Origin of the sequence: Bradyrhizobium sp. RT6a, assembly GCF_040547675.1 — a bacterium.
Taxonomy (GTDB): domain Bacteria; phylum Pseudomonadota; class Alphaproteobacteria; order Rhizobiales; family Xanthobacteraceae; genus Bradyrhizobium.
The window spans coordinates 472,107-489,371 of the sequence record NZ_JBEPQC010000001.1 but is presented as its reverse complement, the minus strand read 5'-3'; the positions used below and the strand labels follow the sequence as shown (position 1 = coordinate 489,371).

Genomic DNA, 17,265 nt, shown 5'->3' with positions numbered 1-17,265 from the left:
CTCCTGTCGTGGTATCGGGACAGCATCTGCCCCCGAGAGTCGCGACATAGGTCCGCCGGCGCCAGGCGTTGAGTGCGGAAGCGCGCACATCGGTGGTGCGAAATCGATCCGGTCGGACCACCGACGCCAGCCGCGACGATCGGCGTCCGCCGTTGGGAAGGGGCTGCGCCTGCGGGAGCGGCCTATGATGACCGCCCGTACTGCGGTACGAGGCGTTGGACAGGGTTTTGGAAGGCGCACCGCGTGGTGCGGGATTGCACCATGATCGACTGGGACGATGTTCGCTACTTTCTAGCCGTCGCGCGCGGCGGCTCGGTGCGGGCTGCCGCCGAGCGCCTCGATGTGAACCATGCGACCGTGCTGCGACGCATCGCCCAGCTCGAGGAACGCCTCGGGGTCCAGATGTTCGAAAAGCTGCCTTCGGGCTACCGCCTGACGGCTGCGGGCGAGGAGGTCCTCGAATTCGCGGACCAGATGGAAGCGTCGTCGCATCAGCTGGAGACGCGCGTCTTCGGGCGCGACCAGGGCGTGCGCGGGCGTCTGCGGGTGACGCTGGCGCCGCCGATGGCGACACATCTGCTCATGCCTGATTTCGCCGACTTCGCGCGTCTGCATCCCGATATCGAGATGGATATCCTGTCGTTCGGCGAGCTGGCCAACCTGACCAACCGTGAGGCCGACGTCGCGATCCGCGTCGTCTACGACCGCAAAACCCTGCCGCTCAATCTTCACGGCATGAAGGGACCGGAGCTGTTCGGCGCCGTCTACATGTCCAGGGATCGGCTGGCCGCGCGGCGTGCCGGCGCGCCCGATCCCTTCCGCTGGATCGTCATCAGCATGCATGGCATCCCGGACTGGGCCAGCGCGGGCGAGGTTCGCACCACGGGCGTTCCATTCAGGACCTCGGACGCCGGGGCGCAGATCGCCGCGGTCCGGCAGGGGCTCGGCATCACGACACTGCCGTGCTTCGTCGGCGATGCCGACCCGCTGCTCGCGAGGGTGCCGGGCACCGACCTGCACATGTACGGAACGGTTTGGCTTCTCACGCAGGGGGAGACACGCAAGACCAAGCGCGTGCGGCTGTTCACGGAATTCGTATCCCGCCGGCTCGCCGCGTACGCTCCGCTGCTCGCGGGGCTGTCGGTGTCCCGCGACTGAGAACTGCCAAACCGCAAGATCGGTCGAGCGTGTCATGGCCGTCAACGACTAGATGGAGCCGCCACGGAGGAGGGACGATGAAGGCGGCGCTGCAAAACTACCAGGACCGGATGCGGCGGGTGCTGGACCATATCGACCGGCATCTCGACGGCGATCTGGATCTGGACACGGTGAGTGCTGTTGCGGCCTTCTCGAAGTTTCATTTCCACCGGCAGTTCTCGGCGACCTTCGGGGTATCGGTGCATCGCTATGTCCAGCTGGCCCGCATGAAGCGCGCTTCGCATCAGCTGGCCTACATGGACGCCCTTGATGTCACGGATATCGCGATGGATGCCGGTTACGAGGCACCGGATGCCTTCGCCCGCGCCTTTCGGCAACGGTTCGGGCAATCGCCGTCGTCGTTCCGGAAGTCTCCCGACTGGGAGCCGTGGCTTGCGGCCTTCGGGCCTCTCGACAATGCCAGGAGCAAGCTCATGCAGAAAACGTTTACCACCGACGACGTGACGATCCGCGATGTGCCCCCGACGCCGGTGGCGATCATGGAGCATCGCGGCGACCCCACGACGCTTCCCGCCACCATCCAGCGCTTCATCGCGTGGCGCAAGGCATCTCACCTGCACCCCAGCACAAGTCCGACCTTCAATGTCTGGCGTTCCGAGCGGCGGCCTGCGTCACCCGCCGATTACAGCGTCGACCTCTGCGTCGGGACCGACCAGCCGATCGTGGCGAACGGCGAAGAAATCAAGGCCGGCGACATCCCCGGCGGACGCTGCGCGGTGCTGCGCGTTATCGGCTACACCGACAACCTCGAGCCGGCCGCGCTCTTCCTTTATCGCGACTGGCTTCCGGCTAGCGGAGAGGAAGCACGCGACTTCCCGATCTATTGTCAGCGGCTGAGCTTCTTTCCGGAGGTGCCGGAGCACGAGACGGTCGCGGACCTCTTTCTGCCGCTGAAATAACCCTGGCGGCGGCCTGGCTTTCGGTCGCAACAAGCCGGCGGGCCGCTATCCGCGATCAATGCCGCCGCCATCCGATCCCGCATGTGACTCGGGAAACGGGTGGCAGCTTGCCGGTGCCTGATGTCTTGTTCGCTTGCTTTGACATCAGGAGAGTCTCGCGGTGGAACTGGCAAACAAAACGATCATCATAACCGGCGCCAGCAGCGGTATCGGTGCTGCCGCGGCGTCGCTGTTCGCGTCCGAAGGCGCCGATGTGGTGCTCGGGGCTCGCCGCGCCCCCGAGCTGCAGACCATTGTTGCAAGCATCAAGAGCGCCGGAGGGCGCGCGACTTTTCTCCCGGGCGACGTTCGGGACACCGGCTATGCAACCCGCCTTGTCGAGCACGCCGTCAAGACCTTCGGAAAGCTCGACGGCGCTCTCAACAATGCCGGCATCGTCGGCGACATGACGCGGGTCCCCGAGATGAGCGTCGAAAATTGGACCGATGTGCTTGCGGTGAATCTCACCTCGGCATTCCTCGGCGCAAAGGCGCAGATCCCGGCGCTGCGCAAGCAGGGCGGCGGTTCGATCGTTTTCACCTCGTCCTTCGTTGGCTTCAGCAACGGGGGCTTGCCGGGAATGGCGGCGTACGCAGCTTCAAAGGCAGGACTGATCGGCCTGGCTCAATCACTGGGCGCCGAGCATGCGGCCGAAGGCATTCGCGTCAACGCGCTTCTGCCCGGAGGGACTGTCACCCCGTCGGCAGGCGAAGGAAATCCCGACGCCCTGAATTTCATCGCCGGGCTCCACCCGATGAAGCGGATGGCCAGTCCCAAGGAGATCGCGCAGGCAGCCGTTTTTCTCCTGAGCGACCGGGCATCGTTCATGACGGGCAGCCCCATGACGGTAGACGGCGGCATGTCGGTCCGTTTGACCTGATGACGAATCCGTTCGGGTCTGATCGACGGGGCTCTGCCCCGTCGATCAGACCAGTTCATGACGGGGTGCGGTCGCGAAAGCCTGTCTCACCCGCGCGCCTCCTGCCAGTGCGGATAGGTGACATAGGCGGTGACGGCGCCTTGCTCGTGCGAGCGGATGGTGACCTGCGCACCCTTGGGCATGTGGACGATCTCGCCCGGACCGGCGGTCACGGTGCCGGCGTTGCTCGACACCGAGAGCTTCCCTTCGAGCACGACCATGACGTCGTCAACAGCGATTTTCTCGTCGAGGATCTGGTTCGGCGCGTAGCGGCCGTAGCCGATGGTGACCGGCGCGTCGTGACGCTGGTCGATCACATTGCCGACGAATATGTCGCCATCCTGTCCCGGCGAACGCTCGAGCGTTGCGTCCGAGATGGCAAACTTGCGAACTTGCATGAGATGTCTTCCGTCTGCGATCAAAGTTGGCGGAGTGAGGATGATAGAAGTCGCAAGCAAGTGTTTTGTTCAACCCGCCTTGCGGGGCGGTTTGACGCAGATGGCGCGGACGATGGTGGAGCGCAGGAGACGGTTGGTGCCCAGCGCGCGGCGACGGTCGCCTCGGCGTAAACACTGGATGTTCGCCACCGATCGCCATGATACGAGATCCCCGTCGTTCGCTTCCGGAGCCCAATATTCATGTCCGCCGCCACCGCCCCGAGTCAGCCGCCCGCAACCGCCGCCGAAACCGATCCGGAAACACTCGGCTGGATGAAGGGCTTCCCGCCACCGGAAAACCGCACCATCTCCTTCCAGAATGGCTCGTTCCGCAGCTTCCCCGAGCTGCGCTGGGCCTGGAGCAACATCCGCCAGCTGGTGCCGACCGTAAACGTCTGGCGCGGGGCGGAGCCTGCATCGGTGCTGCCGTGCCAAGACCATGACATCGGCGCCTCCGCGTCGACCACGATGGACGGCCGGCCAATGACGTTCGCGAAGATGCTCAAGGAAACCTATGCCGACGGCATCGTCGTGCTGCACCGGGGCAGGCTGATCTATGAGCGCTATTTCGGCGCGTTGAAGCCGCACAAGCCGCATATCGCGATGTCGGTGACGAAGTCGTTCACGGGCGTGCTTGCCGGCATCCTGGTCGCCGAGGGCAAGATCGATCCGCAGGCGCCTGTCACGGAGTATGTGCCGGAGCTGAAGGCCAGCGCCTTCGGCGATGCGCGCGTGCACGAGGCCATGGATATGACCACCGGGCTCGCCTACACCGAAGTCTACACCGACAGGAATTCCGCAGTGTGGGGGTTGCGGCGGGCGAACGGCATGGCGCCGATCGAACCGGGCTATGACGGCGCGACCAACATTTTCGATTTCCTCGTCGGTCAGAAGAAGCAGGGTGAGCACGGCAAGGTCTTCGCCTACAAGACCGTTAATTCCGATGTGCTGGCCTGGATCATCAGGCGCGCCAGCGGCATGACGCTGTCCGATTTTCTCTCGGAACGGATCTGGACCCGTATCGGCGCGGAGGAGGACGCGCATTATCACGTCGATCGCATGGGCACCGAAAGCGGCGGCGGCGGCCTCTCCACCACCTTGCGCGATCTCGCCCGCTTCGGCGAGACCATGCGCAATCACGGCCGCTTCAACGGGAGGCAGATCGTGCCTTCATCTGTCGTCAAGGATATCGCGCGCGGCGGCGATCCCGAAAAATTCAGGCCGGCCGGCTACACCACGTTGCCCGGTGCGTCCTATCGCAATCAATGGTGGGTCACGCACAACGCCCACGGCGCCTACATGGCGCGCGGCGTTCACGGCCAGGGCATCTACGTCGATCCCATGGCCGAGATGGTGATCGCGCGCTACGCCTCGCACCCCGCAGCGGGCAACGCCGCCAACGACCCCGTGACGCTGCCGGCCTACATGGCGCTGGCGAAGCAGCTGATGGCGGGCGAGTGAGCGCGCCTACGGCAGCTCCCGCCAGCGCATCGGCAAAATGCCATCCTGCCTGAAACTGTCGAGGAAGCGGAAGCGGGCGGCTTGCGGATTGGGGCGGGATTCGATCGGTTTGCCGAGGATCTGCACGACGTCGTTCTCGTCATAGGCCGGCCAGGCTGGCAGGCTGGATCCGTTCGGGTCTCGGCTACGACTCCGTCGCGGCCTTCATCACCATGTTCAAAAAGGCGCTCGAAAATATCTGAGCGGCATCTCCCCTGAATATAAGAGTTGACTTATATTAGGTTAGACCGATATTCATCCTTGCGCGAAACGACAGGGAGCAAGCGCCATGGAGATCGACGTCGCAAGAGTATTGGGGCTGGTTACGCGCTCGGTGAGGAATTTCGAGAAGGACGGGAAAGCGGCCAGTGCGGTGACACTGACGCGGCTTTACGAGACCAGCGTCGACGATCTCTGGGACGCAGTGACCAGCGAGCAACGCATTCCGCGCTGGTTTCTGCCGGTCGAGGGAGACCTCCGGCTCGGCGGAAAGTACCAGCTCAAGGGGAATGCAGGCGGGACCATCACGGCGTGTACGCCGCCGACCCATTTTGCGGCGACGTGGGAATTCGGCGGCGCGATGAGCTGGATCGATGTCAAGCTGACGGCAGAACGAAGCCAGGCGCGATTGACGCTTGAGCACACCGCGATGATCGAGGATCATTGGGAGCAGTTCGGTCCGGGGGCGGTCGGGATCGGCTGGGATCTCGCCATTGCGGGGCTGGAGCGATATGTTGCGACCGGGGCATCGGTCGACCATGAGACGGCCGAGGCATGGATGGTCTCTCCCGCGGGTAAGGCATTCATGACGAGCAGCGGCGAGTATTGGCGCGCGGCGCATGTCGCAAGCGGCGTGGATCCTGCCTCCGCGAAGCAGCGGTCCGACCGCACCATCGCTTTCTATCGCGGCGAGACGCTGCCCGACGTCGCGCATCCTGGCACAGGAAGCTGATGCAAATCTTCGAGGTCCTCGCTGACCCCGTCCGCCGTCGCATCCTCGAGCTGCTTGCGCACTGCGAGATGGCGTCCGGTGAGGTCGTCGAGGCGATAGGGGCGGAGTTCGGGATCACGCAGGCCGCCGTGTCGCAGCACCTCAAGGTTCTGCGCGAGAACGGCTTCGCGACGGTTCGGGCGGAGGCGCAGCGACGGCTCTATTCGGTCGATGCTGCGGGGCTCCAAGCCGTGGATGCATGGATCGGTCAGTTCCGCAATTTCTGGGAGCCGAAGCTGGACGCCCTGGCGACGGAAATCGCACGCGGCAAACGCGAGCGTCGTAACGCGCCAATGACCAAGCGGAGCGGGAAGCGGGCGTGAAGGCATCGCGGCAAAGGCAAAGTCGCTATGGCGCCGCTTTAGTGAGGCACGAAAGCCGCGGCCAAAACTGCAAGCATGCCAAAGCTGGCGATATTCCAGAACAGCGAGCGGACGAGCGGTATGCCGGATAGGTAAAGCGCGGTGTAGGCGATGCGTCCGCCAAGATAGGCGATCGATCCCCAATAAGTCAGCTCATTGTGAACGCCTGCGGAGTGAGAGATGAGGATCGCGGCGGCAAAGAACGGAAACGTCTCCATGTAGTTGCGGAAATTTCGCTTGAGGCGGCCCGGGATGGACTTGAGCGGAGGCATCTCGATATCGCGCGGGCTCGCAGCCCATCTGAGGCCGTACTGCAGGTTCGCGGCTTGCGCGGCGGCGACAAGCTGTACGAAGCCCCAGACGATTGCGGCGGCCAGCATCGATAGCTCGAAGCTCATCGCCATTGGCTGTCCCCCAATCTGCAAATCAGCGCGATCCCGGGTGCCATTCCGGGAGTTTGGAGATCTCGGGATCGAGGTGATCCCAGGCATATCCGCGCGAGCAGAACAGCACGACGGACGGTTTGAACGTGCTGGCATCGTCCAGCGTGCCGACATAGATGCCGATGAACTCCGGCTTCTCGTCCGGCTTGTTGTAGATCGGCGAGCCGCAGTTCGGACAGAACCCCTTGCGCTTGACTGCGCCGCTGTCGGCAATGCGCTCGATTTCGCGCACCTCGCCTGTCACCGAGACTGCGCTGCGCGCGAACACGAAGATTGAGCTGTGGCCACTGCCGGTGTCGCGCTGACAGTCGCTGCACTGACATTGGAAGCCGCGGATCGGCGCGGACGTAATGGTGTAACAAACCGCGCCGCAGGCGCAACGACCTGAATATGTCATTCGTCTCGCTCCCGACGGGGCCGACCGGTCTGATCATATCAGGCTGGTTTGATTTCTCCACATCGAACAGGCGGCGCGATTTCACACAAGTCCGATCTTCGCCGGCGCGCTCACCCGCGCGACATCTTCTCGAACTTCTTCACCAGCCGTTCGCGCTTCAGCCGCGACAGCCGCTGGATCCAGAACATGCCATCGAGCTGGTCGATCTCGTGCTGGTGGCAGACGGCGCGCAAGGCTTCCGACTCCCGGGCATCGAGACGCTGCCTTCACGATGCAGGATCATCTCGGGCGGATGGTCATGCAGGCTCCTAGCACTCACGGATGGTTGAAGCATCCTGTTCTTGACGCCCTACCAACTGGAAGGTAGCTTAAGGTCATGACTTATGTTTCCTCGACTGCCGACGACATCCTGGCCTGCGCGCGCAGCTTGATCATCGCGGGCGGCTATAATGGTTTCAGCTACGCCGACGTGGCCGATGTGGTCGGCATCCGCAAGCCAAGCATCCACCACCATTTCGCCAGCAAGGTCGATCTGGTCCGCACCCTCGTGTCGCGCTACCGCGCCGAAGCCGAGGCCGGACTGTCCGCGCTCGAGCGCAATGTCCCTGATCCGCGCGACCAGCTCGAAAACTATGTCGCGTATTGGAAGGCGTGCATCAATGATGCGACGGCGCCGTTCTGCGTCTGCGCGCTGCTGGCGAGCGAGCTCCCGATCTTGCCGGAGGAGGTCGCGCTCGAAGTCCGTGCGCACTTCCGCTCACTGGCTTCCTGGCTGACGGCCGTCATGGAGCGTGGCAAGCGGAAGGGGCAACTCAAGCTCTCCGGCACAGCCCGGGTCGAGGCGGAAGGATTCATGGCGACCATTCACGGCGCGATGCTGTCGGCGCGTGCCTATGGCGATCCAAAAATGTTCGGTGTGATCACCACCCCGTTGCTGGACCGGCTGTCCAACAAGCACTGAGAGACATCAGCGAACGAACGCAGCTCGCAGGTGGGCTGGAGCGAAGTCGGCTTCGCTGCGTGCGAGACTACCAACTAGTAGGTATAGGAGAGACTGCAGTGGCGCAATATCAATTGGATCTGGTTCGTGCCGATCGTGCGCGATGGCTGAAGCAATACTACTTCGTGCGAGCGGCGTTCTCGGTCGCCTGGGTTGCTGCTGCGTTTGCCGCCGGGGCTTCTTCTCCAGTCATCGCCGGCGCCTTGCTGGTCCTCTATCCGGCATGGGACGCCGCGGCCAACTTCGCGGACGCCTTGCGCAGCGGCGGCTTCGATCAGAATCGCACCCAGGTTTTCAACGCTATGGCAAGCGTTGCGGCAACCATCGCGGTCGTCGTCGCCCTCCAGTCGAGCATGAACTGGGTGCTCGGAATCTTCGGGGCGTGGGCGATTGTGTCTGGACTGCTGCAGTTGGGGACGGCCATCCGCCGCTGGCGGAGTTTTGGCGCGCAATGGGCCATGGTGCTCAGCGGTGGCCAGTCGGCGCTTGCAGGCGGCTTCTTCATCGTTCAGGCGACGACGCCTGCGGTTCCCTCGATCGCGACTGTCGCGGGATATGCCGGCGTTGGTGCGCTCTACTTCCTGGTCTCGGCGATCTGGCTCACGGTCGGCGAGTGGCGGCGCAGCGAGGCTGTTTGAAGCCTTGCGCTTTGAAGCCTTGCTATAGGATTTGCGGGATGCTGCCATCATGCAGGTGTTTTGCCCGACGAGTCAAACGCCGGTTCCTCGCACCCCAAAGAGCTGCGCTGTAAGTCCTTGATCCCAAAGCGTCCGGCTACTGTGCATGGGGTTGTTTTCGCATTTTTTGTTTGGCAGGTCACAAAAGCGTGCCGCAAAAACTTGCGCCGGGCTGTCGGTCCACCATGTTCCCATTCGTCTTCCACCCAGACAGACCTGACGGGAGACCAAAATGAACTCTTCCTCCTATCGCTGGGTGATCGTCGCCGCGGGCGGCTTGCTCGGCTGCGTCGCCATCGGCGGCATGTTTTCGCTGCCGGTGTTCCTGCAGCCGATCGCAAAGGATACCGGCTGGTCCGTGACCGGCATCTCGAGCGCGATGACGATCGGCTTTCTGGCGATGGCCTGCACCAGCATGGCCTGGGGCACGTTGACGGATCGGTTCGGGCCGCGGCCGGTGGTGCTGACGGGATCCACGGCGCTGACCGTGAGCCTGTTCGCGGCGAGCCATGCCACCTCGCTGTTGGCGTTTCAGTTCGTCTTTGGCCTTCTGGTCGGGGCGTCCTGTGCCGCGATCTTCGCGCCGATGATGGCGACCGTGACCGGCTGGTTCGACACCCATCGCAGCCTTGCGGTCTCGCTGGTTTCGGCCGGCATGGGCATGGCGCCGATGACGATGGCGCCGCTCGCGGCCTGGCTCGTCTCCGGCCACGACTGGCGCACCTCGATGCAGATCGTGGCGCTGGTGGTCGGCGCCATCATGATCCCGGTCTCGTTCCTGGTGCGCCGCCCGCCGGCGCTCGCGCACGCCGCCGTCGCGCCAGCGGGCGAGAGCGCCGTGCAAGGTGAGATGTCGATGGGAGAGGCGCTGCGCTCACCGCAATTCCTGATCCTGCTCGCGACCAACTTCTTCTGCTGCGCCACCCATTCCGGCCCGATCATCCACACCGTCTCCTATGCCGTGAGCTGCGGCATCCCGCTGGTCGCGGCGGTGACGATCTACAGCATCGAGGGCTTTGCCGGCCTCGGCGGACGCATCGCCTTCGGCCTGATGGGTGACCGCTTCGGCGCCAAGCGCGTGCTCGTCTCGGGCCTGCTGCTGCAGGCGTTTGGCGCACTCGCCTATGTCTTCGCGCACCAGCTCACGACATTTTATGCGGTCGGGGCCGTCTTCGGTTTCATCTATGCCGGCACCATGCCGCTCTACGCGGTGCTGATCCGCGAAAACTTTCCGCTCAAGATGATGGGGACGGTGATCGGCGGCACCGCGATGGCCGGCAGTCTCGGCATGGCCACGGGCCCGCTCGCCGGCGGCCTGATCTACGATGCGTTCTCGAGCTACGTCTGGCTCTATATCGCCTCCTGGGCGATGGGCCTCGGCGCCTTCCTGATGGCGATGAATTTCAAGCCGTTCCCGAAGCCGCGAGCGGAATTGGCGCCCGCGGCGGCCTAAGCAGGTTCATCGAGGCGCAGCGCTAGAGCTGCGCCTCGATCGCGGGCTTGTCGACGATGGACCACACCTGCCGTATTTTTCCGTCGCGAAATTGATAGAACACGTTTTCGCAGAAGGACACGCGCCTGCCGTTCACATCCAGCCCCAGAAACGTTCCAGCCGGCGTGCAATCGAACGTCAGCCGGGACGCGATGTGGGGCGGATCGCAGACCAGCAGCTCGACGTTGAAATGCAGATCCGGAATTTCGCGAAAATCCTGCTCCAGCATGGCTCGATAGCCGGACAGTCCGAACGGTCGCGCATTGTGGACGACGTCATCGTGGACGAACTGTCCGAGGGCGGGCCAATCCTGCCGGTTCAGGCAGGCGATGTAGTTGCGGAAGATGTCGGCGAGGTCTGACCTGGTCATGGCGTTGCTCCTGCGGCTCCGACCATAACGCGGCAACGCTGCGATCGGCGCCGGCGCTCACAGACGTTTTTCGAAGAACAGGTCCGGGTAGGGATCGTCATTGAAGCGGGCGATCTCGCTCCAGCCGCTTCGCCGGTAGAGCTGGCCGGCCTCCGCCAGCGCGCTGTTGGTGTCAAGCCGCAGCAGCTTGATGCCGAGCCCGCGCGCGGCATCCTCGGTCGCGTCCATCAGGCGCCGGCCGAGCCGCAATCCGCGCGCCGCCGGTGCGACCCACAGCCGCTTGATCTCGGCATAGCCGTGATCCGTGCCCTTCAGCCCGACGCAGCCGACCGGCAGCGTGTCCGACATCGCCACGATGAAGGTGCCGCGCGGGCGGCGCATGTCCTTGGCGTCAGGATCGCGCGACAGCGAGACGTCGAACCCCTGCTTGAAGCGGCGGCCGAGCTCGCCATAATATTCGCCGAGACAATAACGGGCCTGTTCGCTGCGCGGATCCATCTCCTCCAGCGCGACGCGCTCGCGCGTCAATGCGGAAGCAATCAAATCCATCGCCGCCAGCAGCGCCTCGCGTTGCGAATGTTGTGCGAGGAAGCCCTCGGCCTGCGTGTTCGACAGCGCCTCATAGGCCGCGAACTCGCGCCGGCCCGCACGCGTCAACGATACCACGCGGCGGCGGGCATCGTCGTCATGCGCGTTGGTCTCGACCAGCCCTTCATCCTCGAGGCTGCGGAGCAGACGGCTCATCAGGCCGGAGTCGAGTGCCAGATAGTCGCGGATCTCGGCCACGTCCGAACGTCCATGCCCGATCGAGTTGAGCACGCGCGCCGCCCCCAATGGCCGTCCGCGTCCCAGGAACGACGTGTCGAGCGCGCCGACAGCGGACGTGACGGCGCGGTTGAAGCGGCGGACGCGGGAAACAGGGTCGAGCATGATGTCTGACTTTAGTCAGGCATATCATCGGAGTCAATCTGTGCAGGCTTTCGCTTCAGCTGCGGCTGCGCTTCAGTCGAGGCCCAGCGCCTTGCGGGACTTCCGCGTGAGTTTCGCCGCGATCAGCGCGTGCGCCTGCGCCAGATAGCCCGTGAGCTCGGCGTCCGGCAGTGCGTTGTTGCCGACGAGCTGCACCCATTTGGCGCGCGCTAGATACGGCGCCGGCCGCGCGAGGCCGTGCTCGATCAGCATGGCATAGGCCATGTTCGAGACCTTGAACATGTAGCCGCCGGAGCGCGCGGCAAAGCCGCCGCCGAGTGCGAACATCTTGCCGCCGACCTTGAACACGGAGGTGCCCTCCCACTGCACCACCTTGGTGACGGCAGGCAGGCGCAGGCAGCGGGTTTCGAAGGTCTTGGGAGTCATCGCCTGAGCCATAGCACAGCGCACGCGGCAAGGACACGAGAGGGACGAGCGTTGTCGCCAGACTCCGCAATGACAGGGATGATACAGCTGCGCGCCTCTTTGTGAGTTGTGCCCGCGGCGCGGACCGTTACCATGCTCTGGCTGCCGTGGAACACGGGGAGCCGACATTGTGACCGGGAGGCGACATGAGTGGGCAGGAACGCAAAGCAAAAGGATCCGACCTGTTTGTCGCCGCGCTGGAGAATGAAGGTGTCGACCGCATCTTCGGCGTGCCCGGCGAGGAGAATCTCGATCTGGTGGAATCGCTCCGCACCTCCAAAATCGAACTGATCCTGACCCGTCACGAGCAGGCCGCCGCCTTCATGGCCGCGACGCACGGACGGCTGACCGGCAAGCCCGGAGTATGTCTTTCGACGCTCGGCCCGGGCGCGCTCAATCTGTCGACGGGCGCGGCATATGCGCATCTTGGCGCAATGCCGATGATTTTGATCACCGGCCAGAAGCCGATCATGAGCAGCCGGCAGGCGCGTTTCCAGATCGTCGATGTGGTCGCCACCATGAAGCCGCTGACGAAACTGTCGCGGCAGATCATCAGCGCCTCCAGCATCCCGACGGTGGTCCGCGATGCGTTTCGCGTGGCGATGGAGGAGCGGCCGGGGCCGGTGCATCTCGAACTGCCTGAGGACATCGCAGGCGATGAAGTGCCTGATGTGCCGATGATCCCGGTTCATCCGATCGAGATCCCGGTCGCCCATCGCGCCGCGCTCGACCGCGCCGCCGAGATGATTTTGGCCGCGAAGCACCCGCTGGTGATGATGGGCGCCGCGACCAGCCGGCCGCGCGCGACCCACGGCATCGCCAGCTTCGTGCGGCGGACCGGCATTCCCTTTTTCACCACGCAGATGGGGAAGGGCACGGTGCCCGGCGGCACCAATCTCTACATGGGCACCGCCGCGCTGTCCGAGCGCGACTACGTTCATGACGCGATCGACGCCGCCGATCTGATCGTCGCGATCGGCCACGACCCGATCGAGAAGCCGCCCTTCATCATGGGACCGTCGGGCCCGAAGGTGATTCACGTCAGCTACACGCCGGCCAGCGTCGAGCTGGTCTACTTTCCCGATGCGGAAGTCGTCGGCGACGTCGGCCCGAGCCTGGAACTGCTCGCCGACCGGCTCGAAGGCAAGCTGCCGCAAGCCGCCGCGCTGCTGCCACTGCGCGAAAAGATTCTCGCGCAGATCGCCGACCGCGCCACCGAAGCGCGCTGGCCGCCGACGCCGCAGCGCATCGTGCACGATATCCGGCAGGTCATTCCGGAGAACGGCATCGTCGCGCTCGACAACGGCATGTACAAGATCTGGTTCGCGCGCAACTATCGCACCCGCGTCGCCAACACGCTGCTACTCGACAATGCGCTGGCGACGATGGGCGCCGGCCTGCCGTCGGCGATGATGGCCGCGATGCTGTATCCGGAGCGCCGCGTGCTCGCGGTCGCCGGCGACGGCGGCTTCATGATGAACAGCCAGGAGATGGAGACCGCCGTCCGCCTCAAGCTCAATCTGGTCGTGCTGGTGCTCGAGGACAACGCCTACGGCATGATCCGCTGGAAACAGGCCGTCGATCACTTCGCCGATTTTGGCATGACCTTTGGCAATCCCGATTTCGTCCTGTACGCGAGGGCCTATGGAGCGAAGGGACATCGCATCGAGAGCATCGACACTTTTGGCCCGACGCTGGATGCCGCCTTCAAGGAGGGCGGCGTCCATCTGGTCGTGATCCCAATCGATTATTCGGAGAATGTGCGGGTGCTCGTCGACGAACTGCGGGCGCGGGAGAAGTCGAAGGCGTGAGTTTGTGCGATGCGGTTGCCTCCGTCGTCATTGCGAGCGAAGCGAAGCAATCCAGACTTTTTCCGCAGGGGCAGTCTGGATTGCTTCCTCGCTTCGCTTCTCGCAATGACGGAGTATGACGATCAACCAAAATGCGATAACAACTTGCATCAACCCAATCTAATCAATCACAGGACAAAGACATGGCTCGCGTTCGCTGTATCACCGAGATGGGCATGGGTGTCGACGTCCATGGCAGGGACGCCACCAAGGCGGCGAAGCGTGCCGTCTCTGATGCCATCAGGCACTCGAGCCTCGGCTTCTTCCGGATGATCGACAAGACTGCGAACGACATGTTCGTGGACGTCACGATCGCGGTGCCGAATCCCGAAGCCGTCGACAAGGATGCGGTCGCGAAGGAGCTGCCTTACGGCACGGTCACCGTCAACGCGGTGAAGGGCGGACTGGAGATTCCCTCCGCCCCGGAACAGGGCAACGACCCCATCCTCATCGCCAATGCCGCCGTCATCGTCAGCTTCGAAAAGGACTAGGCCGGTGTCCAACGGTGACGTGACGCTGCTGGATCGCCCGATCTGGAGCGCGCTGACGACCAGCCACAAACATCTGGCCGAAGGTGGCCCGCGAGCGTTGCGTTATCCGGTGGACGTGACGCCCTTTGCCGACATGGTCGACATGTCCGAGGCGAGCTTTGCCGCGCTCCGTGATCTCCTGTCGGGCTCGCAGGTCGCCGCACTGTTCACACCGGAGGCCGTCGATGTTCCCGCAGGTTTCAAGCTCGTGCTGGCCGGACCCTGCGAGCAGATGATCGGCTCTCCGGCCGACAGTCCGCTTCGCGATGCCGAGATCGTCCGGCTGGGTGCGGCCGACGTTCCGGCCATGATGGCGTTGACGGAGTTGACGAAGCCGGGTCCATTCGCCCGGCGCACGCACGAGCTCGGAACGTTTCTCGGCATCCGCGCCGGCGGCGAATTGGTCGCGATGGCCGGCGAGCGTATGAGGCCCGGCAATTTCGTCGAGATGACGGCTGTCTGCGTCCGCCCCGACCATCGCGGGCGGGGTTACGCGCAGGCGCTGCTGGCGGCGGTCGCGCGCCAGATCGAGGCGCGCGGCGAAATTCCGTTCCTGCACGTGTTCTCGAGCAACTCCTCGGCCATCGCGCTGTACGAGCGGCAGGGGATGTGGATTCGGCGCCGCCTGCACGTGACTGCGTTCATGAAGCAGGAATAAGCCGCGCCGTCCGGTCAGGCTTCATATCCGGCGAATTCACGCTATATCGATCCCAACCATCATCGGGGAAACACATGGACGCCAGAACACCTGATTTTTCCGCCACGCGGACAGCAATGCAGCGTTACGTCGATCAGGAGATCATTCCAGGTGCATCCTGGGCGGTGCTGCGGGGCCGCGAGGTGGTCGATCAGCAATGCGTCGGTTTCGCCGATCGCGAGGCGGGCACCGCGCTGCGGCCCGATCACATTTTTCGCGCGTTCTCCAATACCAAGATCTTCGTCACCTGCGCGATTATGCTGCTGGTCGAGGACGGCCGCATCGGGCTCGATGACGTTGTCGAGAAATTCCTGCCGCAACTCGGCAATCGCAAGGTTCTGAAGCCGGGTGCTTTGAGCCTTGCCGACGTCGAGCCGGCGAAGAGCCCGATCACGATCCGGCAGCTTCTGACCCACACCTCCGGCCTCAGCTACGGCATCTTCGATCCCGGTACGGTGCTGTTCAAAGGCTATAACGAGGCGCGCGTTCTCAATCCGTTGACGCCGCTGGCCGCCATGATCGACCAACTCGCCGATCTGCCGCTGTCCTTTCATCCCGGCGCGTCCTGGGAATATTCGGTGGCGACCGACGTGCTCGGGCGTGTCGTGGAGGTCGTCTCCGGCAAGCCGCTCGACGCCGTCCTCAAGGCGCGCATCTTCGATCCGCTTGGCATGACCGACACCGGCTTCCACGTGCCGGACGCGCAGCAGGGCAGGCTGGTCGCGCTCTACAACGGCACGGATGTGCTCGATCCCATGAAGCCCGGCCTCACCCGGGCCGACGACCTGCCTTATCCGCAGGCCTATCGGCGGCAATTCCCGCGGCTGTCGGGCGGCGGCGGACTGGTCTCGACCTTGCCCGACATGCTCGCTTTGATACGGGCGCTGCTCCCCGGCTCGGATGCGCTACTGAAGCCGGAGACGCTGCGGCAGATGATGACGAACCAGCTGCCCGCCGGCGAGAACATCCGCTTCGCCAATCTCGGCCCGATCCCCGGCAAGGGCTTTGGCCTCGGCGGCGCCGTCACCTTCGCGCCGATGCCGTTCGATCCTCCCAACTCGACCGGCGAATTCCAGTGGGGCGGCCTTGCCGGCACCCATTGGTGGATCTGCCCGCAGGCCAATACCGCCGGTGTGCTGATGGCGCAGCGCTACATGGGCTTCTGGAATCCGTTCTTCTTCGAATTCAAGCGTCTGGCCTATCAGGCCGTCGGAGGCTGATCGCGAAGAAAATTGCACGTCGCCGCGAATCCTTTCCGGTCGTCGCGCCCTCTCTTGAGGGTCGAGGCATTTTGCTTCGGCTTATGTCGGAGGATGTGATGGCATTTTACAGGAAGAACATCGGCGGCCTGCACCAAGCCGTGCGGATCGCCTTGGGCGTCGCGGTGGCCGCCGCGGCATTCGTCTATTTCACCGGCGCCGCGGCGTGGCTGGCGGCGCTCGGCGGCGGCGGCTTCGCGCTGACGGGCCTCGTCGGCTATTGTCCGATGTGCGCGATGGCCGGCATCGGAAGAGGAGGCGTCTCGTGAGCGCCGCTGTGATCTCGCCGGACCTGTTCGAGGCCGCGCGCCTCGGCGATCCCCAGGCGATCGCGTCTCTGCTCGAGACGGCGCCGCCGAACATCCGCCGCTATGCCCGTGCCACCTGTCGCAGCTCGGCGGATGCCGAGGATGCGACGCAGGAGGCGCTGTGGATCCTGTTTCGCCATGTCGGCACGATCCGCTCATGGCTGGCGTTTTCGGCCTGGCTGTTCAGTGTGGTCCGCCGCGAATGCCTGCGGCTCGCCCGCAAGGCAAGCCTCGCGCCGGCGATCGACGGCGGAGAGGCGGAGGCGCTGCTGCTGTCGCGTCCTGAAGCCGATTTGCGGCTCGACGTCGCAGCGGCCTTCGAGGCGCTGCCGTCGCACTACCGCGATGTCGCGCTGATGCGCGACGTCAAGGAATTGACCATCGACGAGATTGCCGTCGCACTCGGCGCGACCCGGCAGACTGTGAAGGCCCGCCTGCATCGCGCCCGCGCGCTGATGCGCGAATACCTGACGAGATGAGCC

The 17,265-nt window shown here is 64.3% G+C and carries 21 protein-coding genes and 1 pseudogene; 15 read left to right on the top strand and 7 right to left on the bottom strand.

Going from position 1 to position 17,265, the window contains the following annotated elements:
• Positions 1-261: 261 nt before the first annotated feature.
• The 3 genes from ABIC03_RS02540 (at position 262) to ABIC03_RS02530 (ending at position 3,036) form a co-directional block, all read left to right on the top strand.
• Positions 262-1,158 carry a LysR family transcriptional regulator gene (locus ABIC03_RS02540; protein WP_354055243.1) on the top strand — a complete coding sequence of 299 codons (897 nt, stop codon included), beginning with the start codon at positions 262-264 and terminating at the stop codon, positions 1,156-1,158.
• A gap of 77 nt (positions 1,159-1,235) precedes the next feature.
• Positions 1,236-2,117 (top strand): AraC family transcriptional regulator, encoded by an 882-nt coding sequence (locus tag ABIC03_RS02535; RefSeq protein WP_354055241.1) that lies wholly within the window; start codon positions 1,236-1,238, stop codon positions 2,115-2,117.
• Between the two features lie 160 nt (positions 2,118-2,277).
• Positions 2,278-3,036 carry an SDR family oxidoreductase gene (locus ABIC03_RS02530; RefSeq protein ID WP_354055239.1) on the top strand — a complete coding sequence of 253 codons (759 nt, stop codon included), beginning with the start codon at positions 2,278-2,280 and terminating at the stop codon, positions 3,034-3,036.
• Positions 3,037-3,122: 86 nt separating this feature from the next.
• Here the strand turns inward: ABIC03_RS02530 and ABIC03_RS02525 are convergent, their stop codons facing one another.
• Complete coding sequence (locus ABIC03_RS02525) at positions 3,123-3,473, bottom strand: EutQ-related cupin domain-containing protein (protein ID WP_354055237.1); 351 nt, start codon at positions 3,471-3,473, stop codon at positions 3,123-3,125.
• A 240-nt stretch (positions 3,474-3,713) separates the two neighbouring features.
• On the opposite strand from ABIC03_RS02525, the gene ABIC03_RS02520 reads away from it, so the two are divergent.
• From ABIC03_RS02520 to ABIC03_RS02510, 3 genes are all read left to right on the top strand, one after another.
• Positions 3,714-4,973: a serine hydrolase domain-containing protein gene (locus ABIC03_RS02520; RefSeq protein ID WP_354055235.1), complete on the top strand. Its 1,260-nt coding sequence runs from the start codon at positions 3,714-3,716 to the stop codon at positions 4,971-4,973.
• Positions 4,974-5,301: 328 nt separating this feature from the next.
• A complete protein-coding gene (locus ABIC03_RS02515; protein ID WP_354055233.1) occupies positions 5,302-5,964 on the top strand; it encodes an SRPBCC family protein in 663 nt (220 codons plus the stop codon).
• A complete protein-coding gene (locus ABIC03_RS02510) occupies positions 5,964-6,326 on the top strand; it encodes an ArsR/SmtB family transcription factor (protein ID WP_354055231.1) in 363 nt (120 codons plus the stop codon). Before ABIC03_RS02515 ends, ABIC03_RS02510 begins: the two co-directional genes overlap by 1 nt.
• Before the next feature lie 38 nt (positions 6,327-6,364).
• On the opposite strand, the gene ABIC03_RS02505 is transcribed toward ABIC03_RS02510, so the two are convergent.
• From ABIC03_RS02505 to ABIC03_RS02495, 3 genes and pseudogenes are all read right to left on the bottom strand, one after another.
• A complete protein-coding gene (locus ABIC03_RS02505) occupies positions 6,365-6,769 on the bottom strand; it encodes an MAPEG family protein (protein WP_354055229.1) in 405 nt (134 codons plus the stop codon).
• Positions 6,770-6,791: 22 nt separating this feature from the next.
• Entirely contained in the window at positions 6,792-7,205 is a 414-nt protein-coding gene (locus tag ABIC03_RS02500; protein WP_354055227.1) for a GFA family protein, read from the bottom strand.
• Positions 7,206-7,315: 110 nt separating this feature from the next.
• Positions 7,316-7,450: pseudogene (locus ABIC03_RS02495) on the bottom strand (peptide deformylase); the annotation flags it as partial.
• A gap of 131 nt (positions 7,451-7,581) precedes the next feature.
• Between ABIC03_RS02495 and ABIC03_RS02490 the strand changes: the two are divergent.
• The 3 genes from ABIC03_RS02490 (at position 7,582) to ABIC03_RS02480 (ending at position 10,335) form a co-directional block, all read left to right on the top strand.
• The gene (locus ABIC03_RS02490; protein WP_354055225.1) at positions 7,582-8,166 is read left to right on the top strand and encodes a TetR/AcrR family transcriptional regulator; all 585 of its coding nucleotides are present in this window, start codon (positions 7,582-7,584) and stop codon (positions 8,164-8,166) included.
• A 98-nt stretch (positions 8,167-8,264) separates the two neighbouring features.
• Complete coding sequence (locus ABIC03_RS02485) at positions 8,265-8,843, top strand: DUF308 domain-containing protein (RefSeq protein WP_275167266.1); 579 nt, start codon at positions 8,265-8,267, stop codon at positions 8,841-8,843.
• Positions 8,844-9,114: 271 nt separating this feature from the next.
• On the top strand, positions 9,115-10,335 hold the full coding sequence (locus ABIC03_RS02480; protein WP_275167265.1) for an MFS transporter: 1,221 nt from the start codon (positions 9,115-9,117) through the stop codon (positions 10,333-10,335).
• A gap of 22 nt (positions 10,336-10,357) precedes the next feature.
• Here ABIC03_RS02480 and ABIC03_RS02475 read toward each other — a convergent pair whose 3' ends face one another.
• The 3 genes from ABIC03_RS02475 to ABIC03_RS02465 form a co-directional block, all read right to left on the bottom strand.
• The gene (locus tag ABIC03_RS02475; protein ID WP_275167264.1) at positions 10,358-10,744 is read right to left on the bottom strand and encodes an ester cyclase; all 387 of its coding nucleotides are present in this window, start codon (positions 10,742-10,744) and stop codon (positions 10,358-10,360) included.
• A 57-nt stretch (positions 10,745-10,801) separates the two neighbouring features.
• A complete protein-coding gene (locus tag ABIC03_RS02470; RefSeq protein ID WP_275167263.1) occupies positions 10,802-11,674 on the bottom strand; it encodes a bifunctional helix-turn-helix transcriptional regulator/GNAT family N-acetyltransferase in 873 nt (290 codons plus the stop codon).
• A 72-nt stretch (positions 11,675-11,746) separates the two neighbouring features.
• Positions 11,747-12,100 carry an MmcQ/YjbR family DNA-binding protein gene (locus ABIC03_RS02465; protein ID WP_275167262.1) on the bottom strand — a complete coding sequence of 118 codons (354 nt, stop codon included), beginning with the start codon at positions 12,098-12,100 and terminating at the stop codon, positions 11,747-11,749.
• 185 nt (positions 12,101-12,285) lie between these two features.
• Here ABIC03_RS02465 and ABIC03_RS02460 point away from each other — a divergent pair, with 185 nt between their 5' ends.
• The 6 genes from ABIC03_RS02460 (at position 12,286) to ABIC03_RS02435 (ending at position 17,262) form a co-directional block, all read left to right on the top strand.
• The gene (locus ABIC03_RS02460) at positions 12,286-13,950 is read left to right on the top strand and encodes an acetolactate synthase large subunit (protein WP_354055222.1); all 1,665 of its coding nucleotides are present in this window, start codon (positions 12,286-12,288) and stop codon (positions 13,948-13,950) included.
• 182 nt (positions 13,951-14,132) lie between these two features.
• Positions 14,133-14,480 carry a Lin0512 family protein gene (locus tag ABIC03_RS02455; protein ID WP_275167260.1) on the top strand — a complete coding sequence of 116 codons (348 nt, stop codon included), beginning with the start codon at positions 14,133-14,135 and terminating at the stop codon, positions 14,478-14,480.
• A 4-nt stretch (positions 14,481-14,484) separates the two neighbouring features.
• The gene (locus ABIC03_RS02450) at positions 14,485-15,177 is read left to right on the top strand and encodes a GNAT family N-acetyltransferase (RefSeq protein WP_354055219.1); all 693 of its coding nucleotides are present in this window, start codon (positions 14,485-14,487) and stop codon (positions 15,175-15,177) included.
• Between the two features lie 74 nt (positions 15,178-15,251).
• Positions 15,252-16,436, top strand: a complete 1,185-nt coding sequence (locus ABIC03_RS02445; RefSeq protein WP_354055217.1) for a serine hydrolase domain-containing protein — start codon at positions 15,252-15,254, stop codon at positions 16,434-16,436.
• A 98-nt stretch (positions 16,437-16,534) separates the two neighbouring features.
• Entirely contained in the window at positions 16,535-16,744 is a 210-nt protein-coding gene (locus tag ABIC03_RS02440; protein WP_354055215.1) for a YgaP family membrane protein, read from the top strand.
• Entirely contained in the window at positions 16,741-17,262 is a 522-nt protein-coding gene (locus ABIC03_RS02435) for an RNA polymerase sigma factor (protein ID WP_354055213.1), read from the top strand. Before ABIC03_RS02440 ends, ABIC03_RS02435 begins: the two co-directional genes overlap by 4 nt.
• The last annotated feature ends 3 nt before the right edge of the window (positions 17,263-17,265 follow it).